General features: G+C 65.6%; 19 protein-coding genes. 7 read left to right on the top strand and 12 right to left on the bottom strand.

Translation table 11 applies throughout. The annotated features are described in order from the left end of the window. Positions 1–11: 11 nt before the first annotated feature. Positions 12–953: an ABC transporter substrate-binding protein gene (locus tag S58_RS01820; protein WP_015663518.1), complete on the top strand. Its 942-nt coding sequence runs from the start codon at positions 12–14 to the stop codon at positions 951–953. Between the two features lie 1,359 nt (positions 954–2,312). On the opposite strand, the gene S58_RS01825 is transcribed toward S58_RS01820, so the two are convergent. Both S58_RS01825 and S58_RS01830 read right to left on the bottom strand, forming a co-directional pair. Beyond that, on the bottom strand, positions 2,313–2,693 hold the full coding sequence (locus tag S58_RS01825; RefSeq protein ID WP_015663519.1) for a hypothetical protein: 381 nt from the start codon (positions 2,691–2,693) through the stop codon (positions 2,313–2,315). Between the two features lie 240 nt (positions 2,694–2,933). Further along, positions 2,934–3,737, bottom strand: coding sequence for a hypothetical protein (locus tag S58_RS01830; RefSeq protein ID WP_015663520.1), 804 nt, complete (start codon positions 3,735–3,737; stop codon positions 2,934–2,936). Between the two features lie 114 nt (positions 3,738–3,851). Here S58_RS01830 and S58_RS01835 point away from each other — a divergent pair, with 114 nt between their 5' ends. Beyond that, the gene (locus tag S58_RS01835) at positions 3,852–4,886 is read left to right on the top strand and encodes an aspartate-semialdehyde dehydrogenase (protein ID WP_042338558.1); all 1,035 of its coding nucleotides are present in this window, start codon (positions 3,852–3,854) and stop codon (positions 4,884–4,886) included. 51 nt (positions 4,887–4,937) lie between these two features. On the opposite strand, the gene S58_RS01840 is transcribed toward S58_RS01835, so the two are convergent. Then, entirely contained in the window at positions 4,938–5,582 is a 645-nt protein-coding gene (locus tag S58_RS01840; protein ID WP_015663522.1) for a carbonic anhydrase, read from the bottom strand. Between the two features lie 101 nt (positions 5,583–5,683). On the opposite strand from S58_RS01840, the gene S58_RS01845 reads away from it, so the two are divergent. Then, on the top strand, positions 5,684–6,562 hold the full coding sequence (locus tag S58_RS01845) for an HpcH/HpaI aldolase/citrate lyase family protein (protein ID WP_015663523.1): 879 nt from the start codon (positions 5,684–5,686) through the stop codon (positions 6,560–6,562). 17 nt (positions 6,563–6,579) lie between these two features. On the opposite strand, the gene S58_RS01850 is transcribed toward S58_RS01845, so the two are convergent. The 5 genes from S58_RS01850 to S58_RS01870 all read right to left on the bottom strand — a co-directional run bounded on the left by S58_RS01850 (position 6,580) and on the right by S58_RS01870 (position 9,474). Beyond that, on the bottom strand, positions 6,580–6,951 hold the full coding sequence (locus S58_RS01850; RefSeq protein ID WP_015663524.1) for a c-type cytochrome: 372 nt from the start codon (positions 6,949–6,951) through the stop codon (positions 6,580–6,582). Between the two features lie 36 nt (positions 6,952–6,987). Continuing rightward, a complete protein-coding gene (locus S58_RS01855) occupies positions 6,988–7,404 on the bottom strand; it encodes a hypothetical protein (protein WP_015663525.1) in 417 nt (138 codons plus the stop codon). Between the two features lie 98 nt (positions 7,405–7,502). Further along, positions 7,503–8,300, bottom strand: a complete 798-nt coding sequence (locus tag S58_RS01860; RefSeq protein WP_015663526.1) for a glycosyltransferase family 32 protein — start codon at positions 8,298–8,300, stop codon at positions 7,503–7,505. 81 nt (positions 8,301–8,381) lie between these two features. After that, entirely contained in the window at positions 8,382–8,984 is a 603-nt protein-coding gene (leuD, locus tag S58_RS01865) for a 3-isopropylmalate dehydratase small subunit (protein WP_015663527.1), read from the bottom strand. Between the two features lie 91 nt (positions 8,985–9,075). Then, positions 9,076–9,474, bottom strand: a complete 399-nt coding sequence (locus S58_RS01870; protein ID WP_015663528.1) for a metallopeptidase family protein — start codon at positions 9,472–9,474, stop codon at positions 9,076–9,078. A 143-nt stretch (positions 9,475–9,617) separates the two neighbouring features. Here S58_RS01870 and S58_RS01875 point away from each other — a divergent pair, with 143 nt between their 5' ends. The 4 genes from S58_RS01875 to S58_RS38770 all read left to right on the top strand — a co-directional run bounded on the left by S58_RS01875 (position 9,618) and on the right by S58_RS38770 (position 11,966). Next, positions 9,618–9,929, top strand: coding sequence for a hypothetical protein (locus S58_RS01875; RefSeq protein ID WP_052351240.1), 312 nt, complete (start codon positions 9,618–9,620; stop codon positions 9,927–9,929). A gap of 281 nt (positions 9,930–10,210) precedes the next feature. Further along, complete coding sequence (locus S58_RS01880) at positions 10,211–10,480, top strand: hypothetical protein (protein ID WP_015663530.1); 270 nt, start codon at positions 10,211–10,213, stop codon at positions 10,478–10,480. A gap of 105 nt (positions 10,481–10,585) precedes the next feature. Further along, the gene (locus tag S58_RS01885) at positions 10,586–10,894 is read left to right on the top strand and encodes a hypothetical protein (RefSeq protein ID WP_244440690.1); all 309 of its coding nucleotides are present in this window, start codon (positions 10,586–10,588) and stop codon (positions 10,892–10,894) included. 349 nt (positions 10,895–11,243) lie between these two features. Continuing rightward, positions 11,244–11,966 (top strand): hypothetical protein, encoded by a 723-nt coding sequence (locus S58_RS38770; RefSeq protein WP_193788558.1) that lies wholly within the window; start codon positions 11,244–11,246, stop codon positions 11,964–11,966. 85 nt (positions 11,967–12,051) lie between these two features. Here S58_RS38770 and S58_RS01895 read toward each other — a convergent pair whose 3' ends face one another. The 4 genes from S58_RS01895 to trmD form a co-directional block, all read right to left on the bottom strand. Beyond that, positions 12,052–12,267, bottom strand: a complete 216-nt coding sequence (locus S58_RS01895) for a hypothetical protein (RefSeq protein ID WP_015663534.1) — start codon at positions 12,265–12,267, stop codon at positions 12,052–12,054. 198 nt (positions 12,268–12,465) lie between these two features. After that, complete coding sequence (gene leuC / locus S58_RS01900; RefSeq protein ID WP_015663535.1) at positions 12,466–13,872, bottom strand: 3-isopropylmalate dehydratase large subunit; 1,407 nt, start codon at positions 13,870–13,872, stop codon at positions 12,466–12,468. A gap of 344 nt (positions 13,873–14,216) precedes the next feature. After that, positions 14,217–14,600 carry a 50S ribosomal protein L19 gene (gene rplS / locus S58_RS01905; RefSeq protein ID WP_015663536.1) on the bottom strand — a complete coding sequence of 128 codons (384 nt, stop codon included), beginning with the start codon at positions 14,598–14,600 and terminating at the stop codon, positions 14,217–14,219. Between the two features lie 109 nt (positions 14,601–14,709). After that, positions 14,710–15,477 carry a tRNA (guanosine(37)-N1)-methyltransferase TrmD gene (gene trmD / locus S58_RS01910; RefSeq protein WP_015663537.1) on the bottom strand — a complete coding sequence of 256 codons (768 nt, stop codon included), beginning with the start codon at positions 15,475–15,477 and terminating at the stop codon, positions 14,710–14,712. Positions 15,478–15,479 lie beyond the last annotated feature (2 nt).

Here is a 15,479-nt window from a genome sequence, read left to right on the forward strand (position 1 = left end):
AGGAAACACCAATGTTGAACAAGCGTCTCCTGGGCGTCGCGCTGGGCGCACTCATGATTGCGGGAGCGTCTGCCGGCGCACGTGCCGACGACGTCTACATCCCCCTCGTCTCCAAGGGCTTCCAGCACCAGTTCTGGCAGGCCGTGAAGGTCGGCGCCGAGCAGGCGGCGAAGGCCGCCAACGCCAAGATCACCTTCGAAGGGCCGGAGACCGAGGCCATGGTCGACAAGCAGATCGACATGCTCTCCGCTGCGCTCGCCAAGAAGCCGCAGGCGATCGGCTTCGCCGCGCTCGATTCCAAGGCGGCGATTCCGCTGCTGAAGAAGGCGCAAGCCGCCAAGATTCCGGTGATCGCGTTCGACTCCGGCGTCGACAGCGACATTCCGCTGACGACCTGCACCACCGACAACCTCGCCGCGGCCGGCCTCGCCGCCGACAAGATGGCCGACATGATCGGCGATGCCGGCGACGTCGCCGTGGTCGTGCACGACCAGACCAGCCGCACCGGCATCGACCGCCGCGACGGCTTCCTCAAGCGCATCAAGGACAAGCACCCGAACATCAAGATCGTCAGCGTGCAATATGGCGGTGGCGATCAGCTGAAATCGACCGAGATCACCAAGTCGATCCTGCAGGCCAACCCCAACATCAAGGGCATCTTCGGCGCCAATGAAGGCTCTGCGATCGGCGTGCTCAACGGCGTCAAGGAGATGAAGAAGAAGATCGTCGTCATCGGATACGATTCCGGCAAGCAACAGAAGGCCGCGATCCTCTCCGGCGAAATGGCCGGCGCGATCACGCAAAACCCGATCGGCATCGGCAGCTGCACCGTGGACGCCGCCGTCAAGGCGTTGAAGGGCGAAAAGCTGCCGAAGGTCACCGACACCGGCTTCTACTGGTACGACAAGTCCAACATCAGCGACCCGAAGATCTCGGCGGTGCTGTACGATTGAGGTCGGGAATGGGAGGCGACCTCACGCGCCGACGGCAGTGCGCTCCCCTCCCCCTTGCGGGGAGGGGTCGGGGGTGGGGGTCCGCACCCAGTGGACTTGGTTGTGTGCATCGTCTCGCTACGTCTCATGCCGCGACTATCTGTCGTTGGCCTCGGGGTGCATCGATAGAACGGTTGTCGCACTTTTCGACTCATCAGATGGAGCGTCGCCCGAGGACCCCCACCCCCAACCCCTCCCCGCAAGGGGGAGGGGAGCGCGCCGTTGCCGGCGACATGGCTCGACCAACCAACTCAGACGCTGGTTCTTCGCTCATTGCAGGGTGGGCACGCTGCTCGTCGGGCAAATCAAGTGGGCGCAATCTTTGCGATTGTCGCCGACAGGCGGTCGTCACGACGCGTCGAAGGGCTCGAAATCCGCTGCGCCGAACAACTCATTTCGTCTGCGATATCAATCCGATCGGCTCAGCCGCCTGCCACGTAACAAAAATTATCTTTCGCTTTTCCAGAATTCGTGCTTCTCTCACGCCATCCCGCTTCGCTTGCGAGGGGCGTTTCGCGATCGTCACGAGGCGTGAGGCGGGGATGCGGTGGCCGCGAGGGCGCGCAGCATGTCCTTGGATGTGCGGACGAACGAGGCTCTTGCGGACGTGAAGTTGCGTGGTCCTGGCGCCCCGAAGCTGGCGCCAAGTTCGCGACGATGCGAGCGCATCGCGCGGACGACGGTGGCTAAACAGCCGGACACCGGGGAGAGCGCAGAGTAAGCGTGAAAACCATCGCGCAGGGAGGGCCGGGTCGTACCGGCTGGACCTGTGGTTCCTGCCGCCTGCATTCTTTTTCGCAGGCGGGCCACGGGCCTCAGTCGAGGCCCGGCCTTCCCTGCGCCCTTGTTTTGAAGAGGGCGGAACGGATTGTCACACTCGGACGCGAAAGCGGGCGCGAGGCTGAGAGCGCATGTCAGGGTCATTGCGAGCGACGCAATCCATCCGCCGAAGCCTGCCTGGGGCGGAAGTCATTTTGGGTCCCGTCGGCGCCCCCGGATTGCTTCGTCGCTGCGCTCCTCGCAGTGACGCGGAGAGGCTGGTTCACCGCCGAGCCGCCGTCTGTTGCGGGGCAGAGTCTTTCCGGCGTCATTGCGAGCGAAGCGAAGTAATCCAGGGCGCCGACGGGACTCTGGATTGCTTTGTCGCGAAGCCTGTCATCAGCCCGCTTTGCACGGACCCGTTGGCTCCTTGCAATGACCGCGGAGGTCGTGGCCGTAAGTGTCAAGGCGACAGCGCACGGGAGAGCTGTTTGACAGACCCTCGCCACAACAAAAAGCCGGGCGGAGCCCGGCCTTGGTGATCGGATGATGCCGTGGCCCTCAGTAGGGGATCGGAATCCGGGTCGGGTAGCCGCCGAGATCGGACGGCGCCATCAGCGGCTGGCGATCGATCGGCCGGTTCAGGTTCTCGCGCGCGAACGACGGATAGCCGACTGCCGGTGGGAAGGCGTAGTCGCTGAACTTGCGGTCGCCCGGCAGCACCTCGGTGCCGCCATCGAGGAACGAGCGCTTGCTGACATAGATGCGGGTGCGCGGGCCGGACTGGTAGGAATAGTTCGGACCATTCGAATAGACCACGGCGGCGCGGCGCTTGGTCGGGGCGGCCTCGGCGGAGGTGACGGCAAGAGACGTGACGGCAAGACCGGTCGCGGCGATCACCGCCAAGGCCATGACCCGGGTCGCAGCAGAAAAATCAATCATCACGTCCTCTTCCTCGCGCCAAAAGGGGCGGGCGCTCGCCATGCGCATGATTTGGCCCGCACAATATCTGCGTCGGCTGTGGCATCACAAGGTCATTCCCGCGGCCGGGCGCAAGATAAATCCCGGCTGTGGCGGGAAAGTTGCATCAAAATCCGTCACTTGGCGGAATCGTTGCGGCGACCGGCGTCGTCGCCAAACGCCGAAACGTCCAGACGTGCGCGGATACATTCGCCGACGGTTTCAGAGCCGGCCGCGCAGCTTGGGATTGTCGAGCGCCGTCACCCAGTCGCTCAGGGTCCTGGCCTCCCCCGGCCCGTCACAATCGCCGCGGCGCGGCTCGGCCCGGGAAAACAGCTCCGCCAGCGCAGTGTCGTGCCGCGAGGACAGCAAGGTCAGCCGGTTGAGCATGCAGCCGACCATTGCGCGGCGGACCGGCATGGTGACGCCCTGGCAGGACCAGCCGGAGATCCGCAGCGCGGGCTCGGCGATGGTCTTGAAAAAGCCGAGGCAGGCGCCGGGGCCTTCCGGAGCTCCGGCCCGCCGCACCAGGCCGACCGGACCAAACCGGCTCTCGATGACGCCGGCGGTCTCCAGCTCGGCCGCGGCGCCCCGTCCCATGCGGACTGCGAGATCGGCGCGCGGGTTGTCGATCGCATCGCGCTCCGGCCCGATCCGGTAGACCTCGAGCTCGGCCGCTGGCCGGTCGGCCGGCTCACCCCAGCGCAGCACGTCCTTGCGGCCGCCGGCCGGATGGGTCAGCACGGCGTAGGTCGCGGTCCTGTCGGGCTGGTCGGTGAGGCGCAGCGAGAATGCCGGCACGGCGCCCTCCGCCGCGATCCAGCCGGGCCGGACGGGCGGGCGGGCATCATCGCCGCCGTCGAGGGTGTTCCAGCCGGCCATGCCGAGCATGGCGATCAGCGCCAGAGCGCCCACATAGGCAAACAGGCGCGCGAAGGTGCCGCAGACCTCGTCCGTGATGGCCTGGAGGGCCTGCAGGACGGTGGTGCGGGACGGAGCGGCTGTGCTGGCCGAATCGGAATGCATCGAAGGCGCGACATCGTGGTAACGTTGTGTCAGGGACGGTTCTCGCATAGAAGCGCTGCCGCTTCGGTTTCCGCTGACAGGCGCGGCCGGCCATATTTCTTCGGAGAGTGAATGATGGGTTACAAAGTCGCAGTGGTCGGCGCGACCGGCAATGTCGGACGGGAAATGCTCAATATCCTCGATGAGCGCAAATTCCCTGCGGACGAGGTCGTGGCGCTTGCTTCACGCCGCAGCGTCGGCGTCGAAGTGTCCTATGGCGATCGCACGCTGAAGGTCAAAGCGCTCGATCACTACGATTTTGCCGACGTCGACATCTGCCTGATGTCCGCAGGCGGAGAGATCTCCAAGGAATGGTCGCCGAAGATCGGCGCCGCCGGCGCCGTCGTGATCGACAACTCATCGGCCTGGCGCATGGATCCGGACGTGCCGCTGATCGTGCCCGAGGTGAATGCGGACGCTGCCGCGGGCTTCAAGAAGAAGAACATCATCGCCAATCCGAACTGCTCGACCGCGCAGCTCGTGGTGGCGCTGAAGCCGCTGCACGACAAGGCGAAGATCACGCGCGTCGTGGTCTCGACCTATCAGTCGGTGTCCGGCGCCGGCAAGGATGCGATGGACGAGTTGTTCTCGCAGACCAAGGCCGTCTACACCAATAGCGAGCTGGTCAACAAGAAATTCCCCAAGCGCATCGCCTTCAACGTCATTCCGCAGATCGACGTCTTCATGGAAGACGGCTTCACCAAGGAAGAGTGGAAGATGATGATGGAGACGAAGAAGATGCTCGATCCCAAGATCAAGCTGACCGCCACCTGTGTGCGGGTGCCTGTCTTCGTCGGCCACTCCGAAGCGGTCAATGTCGAGTTCGAGAATCCGATCAGCGCGGACGAAGCGCGCGAGATCTTGCGCCGCGCGCCGGGCTGCCTCGTCATCGACAAGCGCGAGCCCGGCGGCTACGTCACGCCCTATGAGGCCGCCGGCGAGGACGCGACCTATATCAGCCGTATCCGCGAGGACGCCACGGTCGAGAACGGCCTCGCCTTCTGGTGCGTGTCGGACAATCTGCGCAAGGGCGCGGCGCTGAACGCGATCCAGATCGCGGAAGTCCTGATCAACCGCAAGCTGATCACCGCCAAGAAGAAGGCGGCGTAAGGGAAGCGACTGGCGAATAGGGAGTAGCGAATAGTGGAATTGAACTATTCGCTATTCGCTCGCTCTCGCGCTCTTGAACTCCTTGGCCGCCTTGTCGAGCACGAACAGCGAGCCCTCGGCCACACCGAAATAGGCGCCATGGAGCTGCAGCTCGCCGGCCTCCACGCGGCTGCGGACGAACGGGAACGTCATCAGGTTCTCGAGGCTGCGGAACACCGCGGCCTTCTCGATCCGGGTGACGAAGTCCTGAAAGCTTTCGCGGTCGCGCTGCTCGACCACCTCGCCGGGCTTGATGAACATCGACATCCAGCGGCCGATGAAGTCGCCCGGCGACAGCGGCGCCGCCTTGTCGACGAAGGCGCGGATGCCGCCGCATTGGGCGTGGCCGAGGATGACGATGTGCTTCACCTTGAGCACCGTGACCGCATATTCCAGCGCCGCCGACACGCCGTGCGCGTTGTCATCCGGCTGATAGGTCGGCACCAGATTGGCGATGTTGCGCAGAACGAACAGTTCGCCGGGGCCGACGTCGAAGATCACCTCGGGCGAGACGCGGGAATCGCAGCAGCCGATCACCATGACTTCGGGCGACTGGCCGCGCTCGGAGAGCTCCAGGTAGCGGCTCTGTTCGGTCGGCAGGCGATTGGCGCTGAAGGCGCGATAACCCTCGAGCAGACGTTGCGGAAACGAGATCATGGGACTTGCCTAAACACATGCGGGACGCCGGAACAAGCCTATCGGCCCGATCGGCGAAATGGTATCGCGGGGCGCCTCGATAAACCAAGGGAAACGCCGCAATGATCCGCCCGCGCCGCAGTCTTCTGTTCATGCCCGGCTCGAACGCGCGTGCGCTGGAGAAGGGCCGGAACCTGCCGGCCGACGGGCTGATCCTCGATCTCGAGGATTCGGTGGCGCCGGACGCCAAGGCCGCCGCCCGCGAGCAGATCGCCAAGGCGGTCGCGGCCGATGGCTACGGCAAGCGGGAACTGCTGATCCGCATCAACAGCCTGGACACGTCATGGTGGAGCGACGACGTCGCCATGGCAGGACAGGCGGCCACCGACGGCATCCTGGTTCCCAAAGTGTCGACGGTCGAGGATCTGCGCCTCGTCAGGGACCGCCTGGCCGAGGTCGGCGCCGATCCGGCGCTGAAGGTCTGGGCGATGATCGAGACCGCACGCGCCGTGCTCGATGCCGATCTGCTCGCAGCGACTGTGCACGAGCAAGGTTCGCGGCTCGCCGGCTTCGTGTTCGGGCCGAACGACATCTCGCGCGAGACCCGCATCCGCATGCTGCCGGGCCGTTCGACGATGCTGCCGATGATCAGCCACTGTATCCTGGCGACGCGCGCCCATGGGCTCGAGATTCTCGACGGGCCGTACAGCGATTTCGCCAACACCGATGGCTTCGCGCAGGAATGTATCCAGGCCCGTGATCTCGGCTTCGACGGCAAGACGCTGATTCATCCCGGCCAGATCGATGCCTGCAACGCGATCTTCACGCCGCCGGCCGCCGAAGTCGCCGACGCCCGCAAGATCATCGCGGCGTTCGAGCTGCCGGAAAATGCCTCGCGCGGCGCGATCCAGATCGACGGCCGCATGGTCGAGCGGCTGCATGCCGAGATGGCCCGGCGCACGATCGCGATTGCCGATGCGATCGCTGCGGCGGGGAAGTAGGAAAGAAGCAGGCGCGGTCAGATGCGCCGGAGGCTGAGGATGTAGTTGACGAGGTCGCCGCGCTGCTCGGCCGTCAGGATGACGTTGGGCATCGTGGGGTGACTGCTCTGCAGGAAGACCTTGAGCGACAGCTCGGTGGTCGAGGGCATGTTGGCGACCGCGACGAAGTCGGGCGCCGTCGTGGTCTGGGTTCGCGCGCCGCTGGTGTCGATGGCGTGACACGTGCTGCACCACGCTTCCGCCAGCTTGCGGCCGGCCTGGACGCTATCCGCGGCGGGCGTCACGCCGCTGGCGTTGTGCAGCCGGATCAGCAGCATGGCGCCGAGCGCGAGCAGGATCGCGGCGCCGACATGGAGCCAGGTGTTGCGGTGCAGGTTCGGCAGGCTCATCGCAGGGCTCCGCTGATGTGGATGGGAGGCGGGCGATCAGTGCTTGGTGAGGGCGACGCCCAGGTGGTCGATGGTCGGGGCGTTCAGACAGTACTCCTCATAGTGCTCGCCGGCCGTGCCCGCGGCAAGATCGCGATGGCAGCGCGGCTTGTCCTTGCACATGGCGCAGACCCGCTCCATGTCGCGCAGCACCAGCGGCTCGGCGCGCCCCAGCGCGGCCTCGTCGATGCCGAGCGCCTTCAGCATCTGCGGCAGCTCGTCGGCGGCGTGCTCGCCGTGACGGACCAGCTCGTCGAGATCGGCCGGCGTCACCTGCAGGTCCATGGCGATGCGCTCGAAATCGTCGCGGTCCAGCTGTCGAAGCTCGCTCAGCTCACGCCGGTGCCGCAGCCATTGCGCGAACGTGTCGATCAGGAACTGGACCCGGGGATAGGGCTTGGCTTGGGCAGGCATGGCTCGTCTCCGATGATTGCCGGCAATCAATCATCGGCCCGGCAAGCGGACGTTGCGGTAGATCAAGCAGCGGTTCGGTTCTGCGGCCCGCGCAGACCTCACGCGCCAAAGCGGTCCGTGGCCCAGGCATACAGGCTGCCGGCGATCGGGGCCTCGCCGCCCCGGCCCTTCGGCGAAATGTGCAGGCCGATGACGCCGGGATCCTTGATCAGGCCGGAAAAATCCGTCGGGTCGAAGAACGCCCTGGGCTCGGCATGGACGGCGTAGAAGCTGCGCTTGGGCAGCGCATGGCGCAGCGAGCCGTGGCGGCGCGCCAGCGCCGTGAGCGCAGCGGGGCCGAAGATCGCGACGCGGATGTCCGACAACCGGTTCGAGCCGCCGCGCAGCCGGCGCAGCGTAAAGGTGAGGCGATGGCGCAGCGACAGCCAGTTCGGCGTCAGCTCGTCCTGCGCCATCAGCGCGTCGAATTCGGCGACGATCGGATCGCCGGGTGGCAGGTACAGCACCGAGTTACCGAGCTGCCGCGGCCGCTCCCAGGCGAAGTAGGGCCGCGCTGGCTCGATCTCGACCGGGCGCAGCAGCAGCACGTCGGCGTCGAGCCAGAGGCCGGCGCTGATCGCCATCAGCCGCATGCGGAAGAAATCGCTGAACTGCAGCGTGGTCCAGTCGCGCCAGCTGCCATCGGGCTGCGGCGGCCTGAGACGTTCGGAGAACGCGAAAGGAAGGATCGCCTCGGCCTCGGCATTGCCGACGCCGTCGGGCAGCCCCGGCAGCGGATCGAAGCTGTAGACGGTGACCTTGTGGCCGGCCGCGAGCTGCGAGCGCAGGCAGGTCTGGCGCAGCCGGTCGAGCGGCCCGCGCCAGAAGGTGACGACCTCGGGCAATACACGCGTCAACGGCGGACCTGCTGGGCTGCTCTCGAAACAAGGCCCCGGACGAGGTCCGAGGCCTGCGAACTCTTGGCCTTCGAGCGGGGCTCAGGCCCAGGCGCGCTCGGCCAGCTTGGCCTCGTAGCTGTCGATCGAGGACTTCTTCTCCAGCGTCAGGCCGATGTCGTCGAGCCCGTTGAGCAGGCAGTGCTTGCGGAACGGGTCGATGTCGAACTTGACGGTGCCGCCGTCGGGGCCGCGGATTTCCTGCTTGGCGAGGTCGACCGTCAGGGTCGCGTTGGCGCCGCGCTCGGCGTCGTCGAACAGCTTGTCGAGATCGGTCTGGGACACGCGGATCGGCAGAATGCCGTTCTTGAAGCAATTGTTGTAGAAGATGTCGCCGAACGAGGTCGAGATCACGCAGCGGATGCCGAAATCGAGCAGCGCCCAGGGGGCGTGCTCGCGGCTCGAGCCGCAGCCGAAATTGTCGCCGGCCACCAGGATCTTGGAATTGCGGTAGGCCGGCTGGTTGAGCACGAAATCCGGGTTCTCGCTGCCGTCATCCTTGTAGCGCTGCTCCGAGAACAGGCCCTTGCCGAGCCCGGTGCGCTTGATGGTCTTGAGGTACTGCTTGGGGATGATCATGTCGGTGTCGACATTGATGATCTTCAGCGGCGCGGCGACGCCTTCCAGCGTGGTGAACTTGTCCATCGGGGCACCTTCGAGAATATCGGGCAGGCCGCTGTTTAGCCCGAATGGCGGGGCGGATAAAGCGCATTTCCTGCAGCTCCGATCTGCGTGGCTAGTCCGCCGCGGCCTCGATCGCCTCCATGTCGTCGTCGGACATTCCGAAATGATGCCCGATCTCGTGGATCAGCACATGGCGGACGATGTGGCCGAGGCTCTCGTCGTGCTCGGCCCAGTAATCCAGGATCGGGCGGCGGTAGAGCCAGATCATGTTGGGCAGGCGCGGCAGGTCGTCATTGCTGCGGAACGGCAGCCCGGTGCCCTGGAACAGCCCGAGCAGGTCGAACTCGCTCTCGGCCTCCATCTCGTCGAGCACCTCCTCGGTCGGGAAGTCGTCGACGCGGATGACGACGCCCTCGCACATCTTTCGGAAATGCTCGGGAAGCCGTTCGAACGTCTCATGGGCCATCGCTTCCATCTCGGCGAGCGACGGAGCTTTCAATTCTGTCCACATTGCCGCCTTCTAGCCCGGCTTTGATCATCTTGCACCTTGGTTCTATGACATGTGTGGCGGTTGCCGTTGACGCCGGGGGTGAAAAGGGCGACCGTCGCGGCGCGCGATTTGGGGGTTGAGGACGCATGAGACAGATGTCGATGATGCTGGCCGGAACGGCGCTGGCAGCGGCCGTCGTGATCTCGATTTCAGCGGGAGCGCGGGCCGAGCAGGCCACCGGCGCGCAGCTGCAGACGGTTCAGAGTGACACGGCGACGGATCTCTCCGCGCAGCGGCGCCCGCGACGCATTCCGATCTACCCCCGTGACGAAGGACATTGGGAGCCCGATGTGGCGCCGCGCTACAATCCGGGACCGAACGCCGTCAGGGTCTGCGACGCGACCTATGTTCCCGAGCATCGGCCGAGCGGCACCGTCATCGTGCCGCATATGAGCTGCTACTGGCGGCGCGGCTGATCCGGCGTTCGTCGCTCTGCCTGCACTGACGCGTGCGACTGGTCTGCGCGACCAAGTCGCCGTCGCCGTGGCTCTCCGAGCACAGTGCCGATATGTCGCGCGGTGCGGCGGAACCGCGCGGGGCATACCGGCATTCTGCTCCGTGCGCAGGTCTTCATGTCCCATTCACGTCGCTCGTTCGAGACTGATCTGCGTCGCGCTGTGGTGACCGCGCCATCAGCATCGCTGGTGAGACGGTTCACCGTGCCCGACGTGATGTCAGGTGATTCAAGGAGAAGTTCATGACTGTGACGAAGCTGTTGGGCATCGCGGCCGTTGGTGTCGTCCTGGCGATGGCTGCGCCGGCAGAGCGCGCGCAGGCGCTGTCGCTCATCAACGCCGGTGCTGCCACTGCCGTGCAGCAGGGCACGGTGCAGGAGACCACACAGGCCCATTGGCACGGCCGTCGCCATTGGCATCCGCGGCGTCACTACTACCCCCGCCATTACTATCATCCGCGGCATCACTGGCGGCCGCATCACTATGGACATCGCCACCACGGCCGTTGGTGAGCTGCGTCCCGGTCTTCTAGGCCATCCTACGAGGCCATGATCGAAATCAAACAGGCCCGCCTCGCGGGCCTGTACGCTGATGATGGGCTGGCAATGGGGTCTGCCATGAAGCCATCCACCAACAAGACGATCAATAAGACCATCAACAAGACTTGGCTCGGGATCGGGATCGTCACGGCGGCGAGGCTGCTCGCAAGTTCTGCTGCGACCTCGCCCGTGGTCGCAGCGCCGGCTGAACCGGCGCCGAGCCGCATCGCAGCAGTTGGGGCCGATGCAAGTGCGTCTCGGCCGGTGCATGCCATGAGGCAGGCGATGCCGAGAGCCGCAGCGCCGCGCTACTATGGCCGTCCCACAGACTACGCGCCGGCTTATCCGCCAGGACCGTTCGTCCTGTTCACGCCGTTCTTCGACTAGGCGCGACAAGCGCGAAAGCCGCGCTCGCCGGCAATGGCGTCTGCACGATCTCGTCACCGTCCCAGCGTGCTACGACCAATGTTGGCGAAGCAGCGGGTCTCATCGCGGTGACCGGCGGCGCGATCGCTTCCCGAATTGCAACGACAACGTGGACAGCAATGCGCTCATCTCTGCCGCGACGCCACGCCGCAGATGCGCGCACGCCGTGCATCACGGAAGTGCATCATTCATGCCGCATTCACGTCGCTATCTCTACGTTCATGTTGGGGGTGCGCCAATCCACCGATCGGACGACCAGCATCGGCGCTGCATGGGTCCATCGTTGCACAGCATACAGGGAGAAGGGACCATGATGAGGATGAAGGACCAGCGCGCTGGTCTTGCTCGTCGCCTCAGTCTTGCGGCGGCGGCACTGTTTGTACTAGCGGGCGCGTCCGGTCGGCCTGCGCTTGCGATGTCGCCGGTGAGTCCTGGTGCCGGGTCCACCGCACAGGCGCCTTCCGCCGGACTGACCGTTCAGGTTCGTGGCCCCGGCGGTCATGGTGGCGGCGGAGGCGGTGGACATGGCGGCGGAGGACATGGCGGCGGCGGTGGTTTCCACGGCGGCGGAGGCGGCGGCTTCCATGGCGGCCCGGCCTTTCACGGCGGTGGCGGCGGTGGCCCGGCGTTCCATGGCGGTGGCGCAATGTTCAGAGGCGGCGGCGGTCCGGCCTTCCACGGCGGAGGAGGACATGCCTTTGGCGGCGGTGGCCCGCGTCCCGTGTTCCATGGCGGCGGCCCGGCGTTTCACGGCGGAATCGGTCCGCGGCCGGTGTTCCATGGCGGCGGCTATCATCATCGTCCGCACTACGGCTACCGGCCGTACTTCCACCATCACCGCCGGCATTTCTACGGCTACCGCAGCTACTACAGCCCGGCCTACACGACGGGTTACTACTATCCGTACCGTCGCTGTCGCGTCGTCTGGACCCATTACGGGCCGCGCCGCATCTGCCACTACCGGCATTGGCGGGGTCATCACTGGCGCCATCATCACCGGTGGCATCATCGTCACCACCGTTACTACTACTGACGGGATGCCGAGAGCGTGAATGAGACAGAGAAGGACGCCCAACGGCGTCCTTCTCTCGTTTCAGCGAGGACTGTCTTGACGCCAGTCAGAGCCAGTTCTTGAACTGCCAATTCTTCACGGTGAGCTTCCACGGCACCAATGTCTCCAGGCGCCATTTGGCAAAGCGGCCAGGCGGCCAGTTCGACAGCCGCCGCTCCTCTTTCGGTGCTTCGGGCTTGGCTATGATCTTGGCCGGCGGTGTTTTGCGGCGCTGGCGTGTCGCATCACGGATGAGGTCGACGTATTCCGGCTTGTTGGCCATGTCAGGCTCCTCGGCACGCTCCTCTGCAGACGCGGCGCGTCCGGCGGTAGGATTGTGCGCGACGAGGTTTAAGAAGCCCTTTCCGGGCAGCGTCGACGTTTAGTTGAAAATGAAAAACGCGATGACTTCGAAGAAGCCACCGCGTTGCTCGCAAGATCGGTCGCCGTGCAGCAATGCTGCATCAGCGAGAGGACAGGATCAGCGCCAGTCGCGCACGTCGACGAAGTGGCCGGCGATCGCGGCCGCCGCGGCCATTGCGGGCGACACCAGATGGGTGCGGCCCTTGAAGCCCTGGCGTCCCTCGAAATTGCGGTTCGAGGTCGAGGCGCAGCGCTCTTCCGGCGCCAGCTTGTCCGGGTTCATGGCGAGGCACATCGAGCAGCCCGGCTCGCGCCATTCGAAGCCGGCCTTGATGAAGATCTTGTCCAGACCTTCGGCCTCGGCCTGCTCCTTGACGATGCCCGAGCCTGGCACGACCATCGCATTGACATGACCTGACACGGTCTTGCCCTCGGCGATCTTGGCGGCGGCGCGCAGATCCTCGATGCGACCATTGGTGCAGGAGCCGATGAACACGCGATCGAGCTTGATGTCGGTGATCTTGGTGCCCGCGGTCAGGCCCATATATTTCAACGCGCGGTGCTTGGAGATGCGCTTGGCCTCATCCGCGATCTGGTCCGGATCCGGCACCATGCCCGTCACCGAGATCACGTCCTCGGGCGAGGTGCCCCAGGTCACGATCGGCGGCAGCTTGGCGGCGTCGAGCCGCAGCTCATGGTCGAAATGCGCGCCCTCGTCCGAGCGCAAGGTCTCCCAGTAGCGCATCGCCGCGTCCCAGGCGGCGCCCTGCGGCGCCTTGGGACGGCCGCGCAGGAAGTCGAACGCCTTCTGGTCGGGGGCGACCAGACCGGCGCGGGCGCCGCCCTCGATCGACATGTTGCAGACGGTCATGCGGCCTTCCATCGACAGCGCGCGGATCGCCTCGCCGGCATATTCCAGCACGTAGCCGGTGCCGCCCGCGGTGCCGATCTCGCCGATGATGGCGAGGATGATGTCCTTGCCCGTCACGCCGTCCGGCAGCTTGCCGTCAACGGTGACGCGCATGTTCTTCGCCTTCTTCTGGATCAGCGTCTGCGTCGCCAGCACGTGCTCGACCTCGGAGGTGCCGATGCCGTGCGCCAGCGCGCCGAACGCGCCATGCGTCGAGGTGTGGCTATCACCGCAGACGATCGTGGTGCCGGGCAGCGTAAAACCCTGCTCCGGGCCGATCACGTGGACGATGCCCTGGCGGCGGTCGAACTCGTTGTAATATTCGACGCCGAACTCCTTGGCGTTCTCGGCCAGCGCCTTGATCTGCTCGATGCTCTCAGGATCCGGGTTCGGCTTGGAGCGGTCGGTGGTCGGCACGTTGTGATCGACCACGGCCAGCGTCTTCTCCGGCGCATGCACCTTGCGGCCGGTCATGCGCAGGCCCTCGAACGCCTGCGGCGAGGTGACTTCGTGCACCAGATGGCGGTCGATGTAGAGCAGGCAGGTGCCGTCCTCGGCTTCGTGCACCAGATGGTCGTTCCAGATCTTGTCGTACAAGGTGGTCGGTTTCGACATGAGCGAATGCTCCCGGGAATGAAGGTTGAAATCGGCGCGTGCCTGGCACGCGAAAAGGCGAACAGAGATGCGCTGCGGCTTACAGCGCGCGCCTAAGCTCTGATGTCGCCGACGTGGCGAAGCGTCCGAAGAACCGCCCGGGCAGCCGGCTGCGATCATCGATGACGACGCGGCGGCAGGCCATGCTGGTGCGATCTAGAACCATTCGAGGCGATATATAGCACGCAGCCGACGAAGTGCGAGATGCGATTGTGCCTGCCGTCATTGCGAGCAATGACGGTATCTCAGAAACAAAAAAGCGCGGGGCCAGCCCGCGCTCTTCGTCAATCCAATGGAAGCAACGATTACTCGTTGACGGCGGTCTGCTGCCGGTCCTGCTTCTCGACGATGCGGGCCGACTTGCCGCGCAACTGGCGCAGGTAATACAGCTTGGCGCGACGCACCTTGCCGCGGCGCACGACCTTGATCGAGTCGATCATCGGGGACAGGATCGGGAACACGCGCTCCACGCCCTCGCCGTAGGAGATCTTGCGCACCGTGAAGCTCTCGTTGATGCCGCCGCCGGAACGGCCGATGCAGACGCCTTCATAGGCCTGCACGCGCGTACGCTCGCCTTCGACCACCTTCACGTTGACGATCACGGTATCGCCCGGGCCGAACTCCGGAATGGTCTTGTTGGCGGACAGCTTGTCGAACTGCTCTTTTTCGAGCTGCTGAATCAGGTTCACGGGTAAATCTCCATCGGCGGCGCGCCCAGCCGGGTCACGCGGGGGCTGCGCTTGTTCCTGCCGTCACTTGCGGAATTGGGCGCTCCTATAAGCCAAAGCGCGAGGCTTGTCACCCGTCTGTCGTGCTTTTTGGCGCTTTTTGGCTGGTCCTCGTTTGTTCTCGGTCCTGCCTGGCGCGCCATTCGGCCCACAGATCCGCCCGCCGACCCTCCGTCAAGGCCTCCGACTGCGCCCGGCGCCAGGCAGCCACTTTGGCATGATCGCCCGAGGTCAACACATCCGGGATGCTCCGACCCTCGAACAATTGTGGGCGGGTGTATTGCGGGTACTCCAGTAGGCCGTCGGAGAAGCTCTCGTCGGTGCCGGATTCGAGCTTGCCCATGACGCCGGGCAGCAGCCGGACGCAGGCGTCGATCAGCACCAGCGCCGCGATCTCGCCGCCCGACAGCACGTAGTCGCCGATCGAGACCTCGATCAGCGCGCGGGCGTCGATGACGCGCTGGTCGACGCCCTCGAAGCGACCGCAGACGACCAGCGGGCCGGGACCAGCCGCGAGCTCGCGCACAAACGTCTGGGTCAATGGCCGACCGCGCGGGCTCATCAGCAGACGCGGCCGTTCCGGCGCGATATCGGCGGCGTCGATCGCAGCTGCCAGCACGTCGGCACGCAGCACCATGCCCGGGCCCCCGCCGGCCGGCGTGTCATCGACGCTGCGGTGCTTGTCGGTCGCGGACGCCCGGATGTCGCGCGCCTCCAGCGCCCAGATGCCGGAGGTCAGGGCGCGGCCGGCCAGGCTCACGCCGAGCGGTCCGGGAAACATCTCCGGGAACAGGGTCAGCACGGTGGCGCGCCAGGGCGCTGAGGGCGAAGCGGTCATGC

The organism is Bradyrhizobium oligotrophicum S58 (assembly GCF_000344805.1).
GTDB classification, from domain to species: Bacteria; Pseudomonadota; Alphaproteobacteria; order Rhizobiales; family Xanthobacteraceae; genus Bradyrhizobium; species Bradyrhizobium oligotrophicum.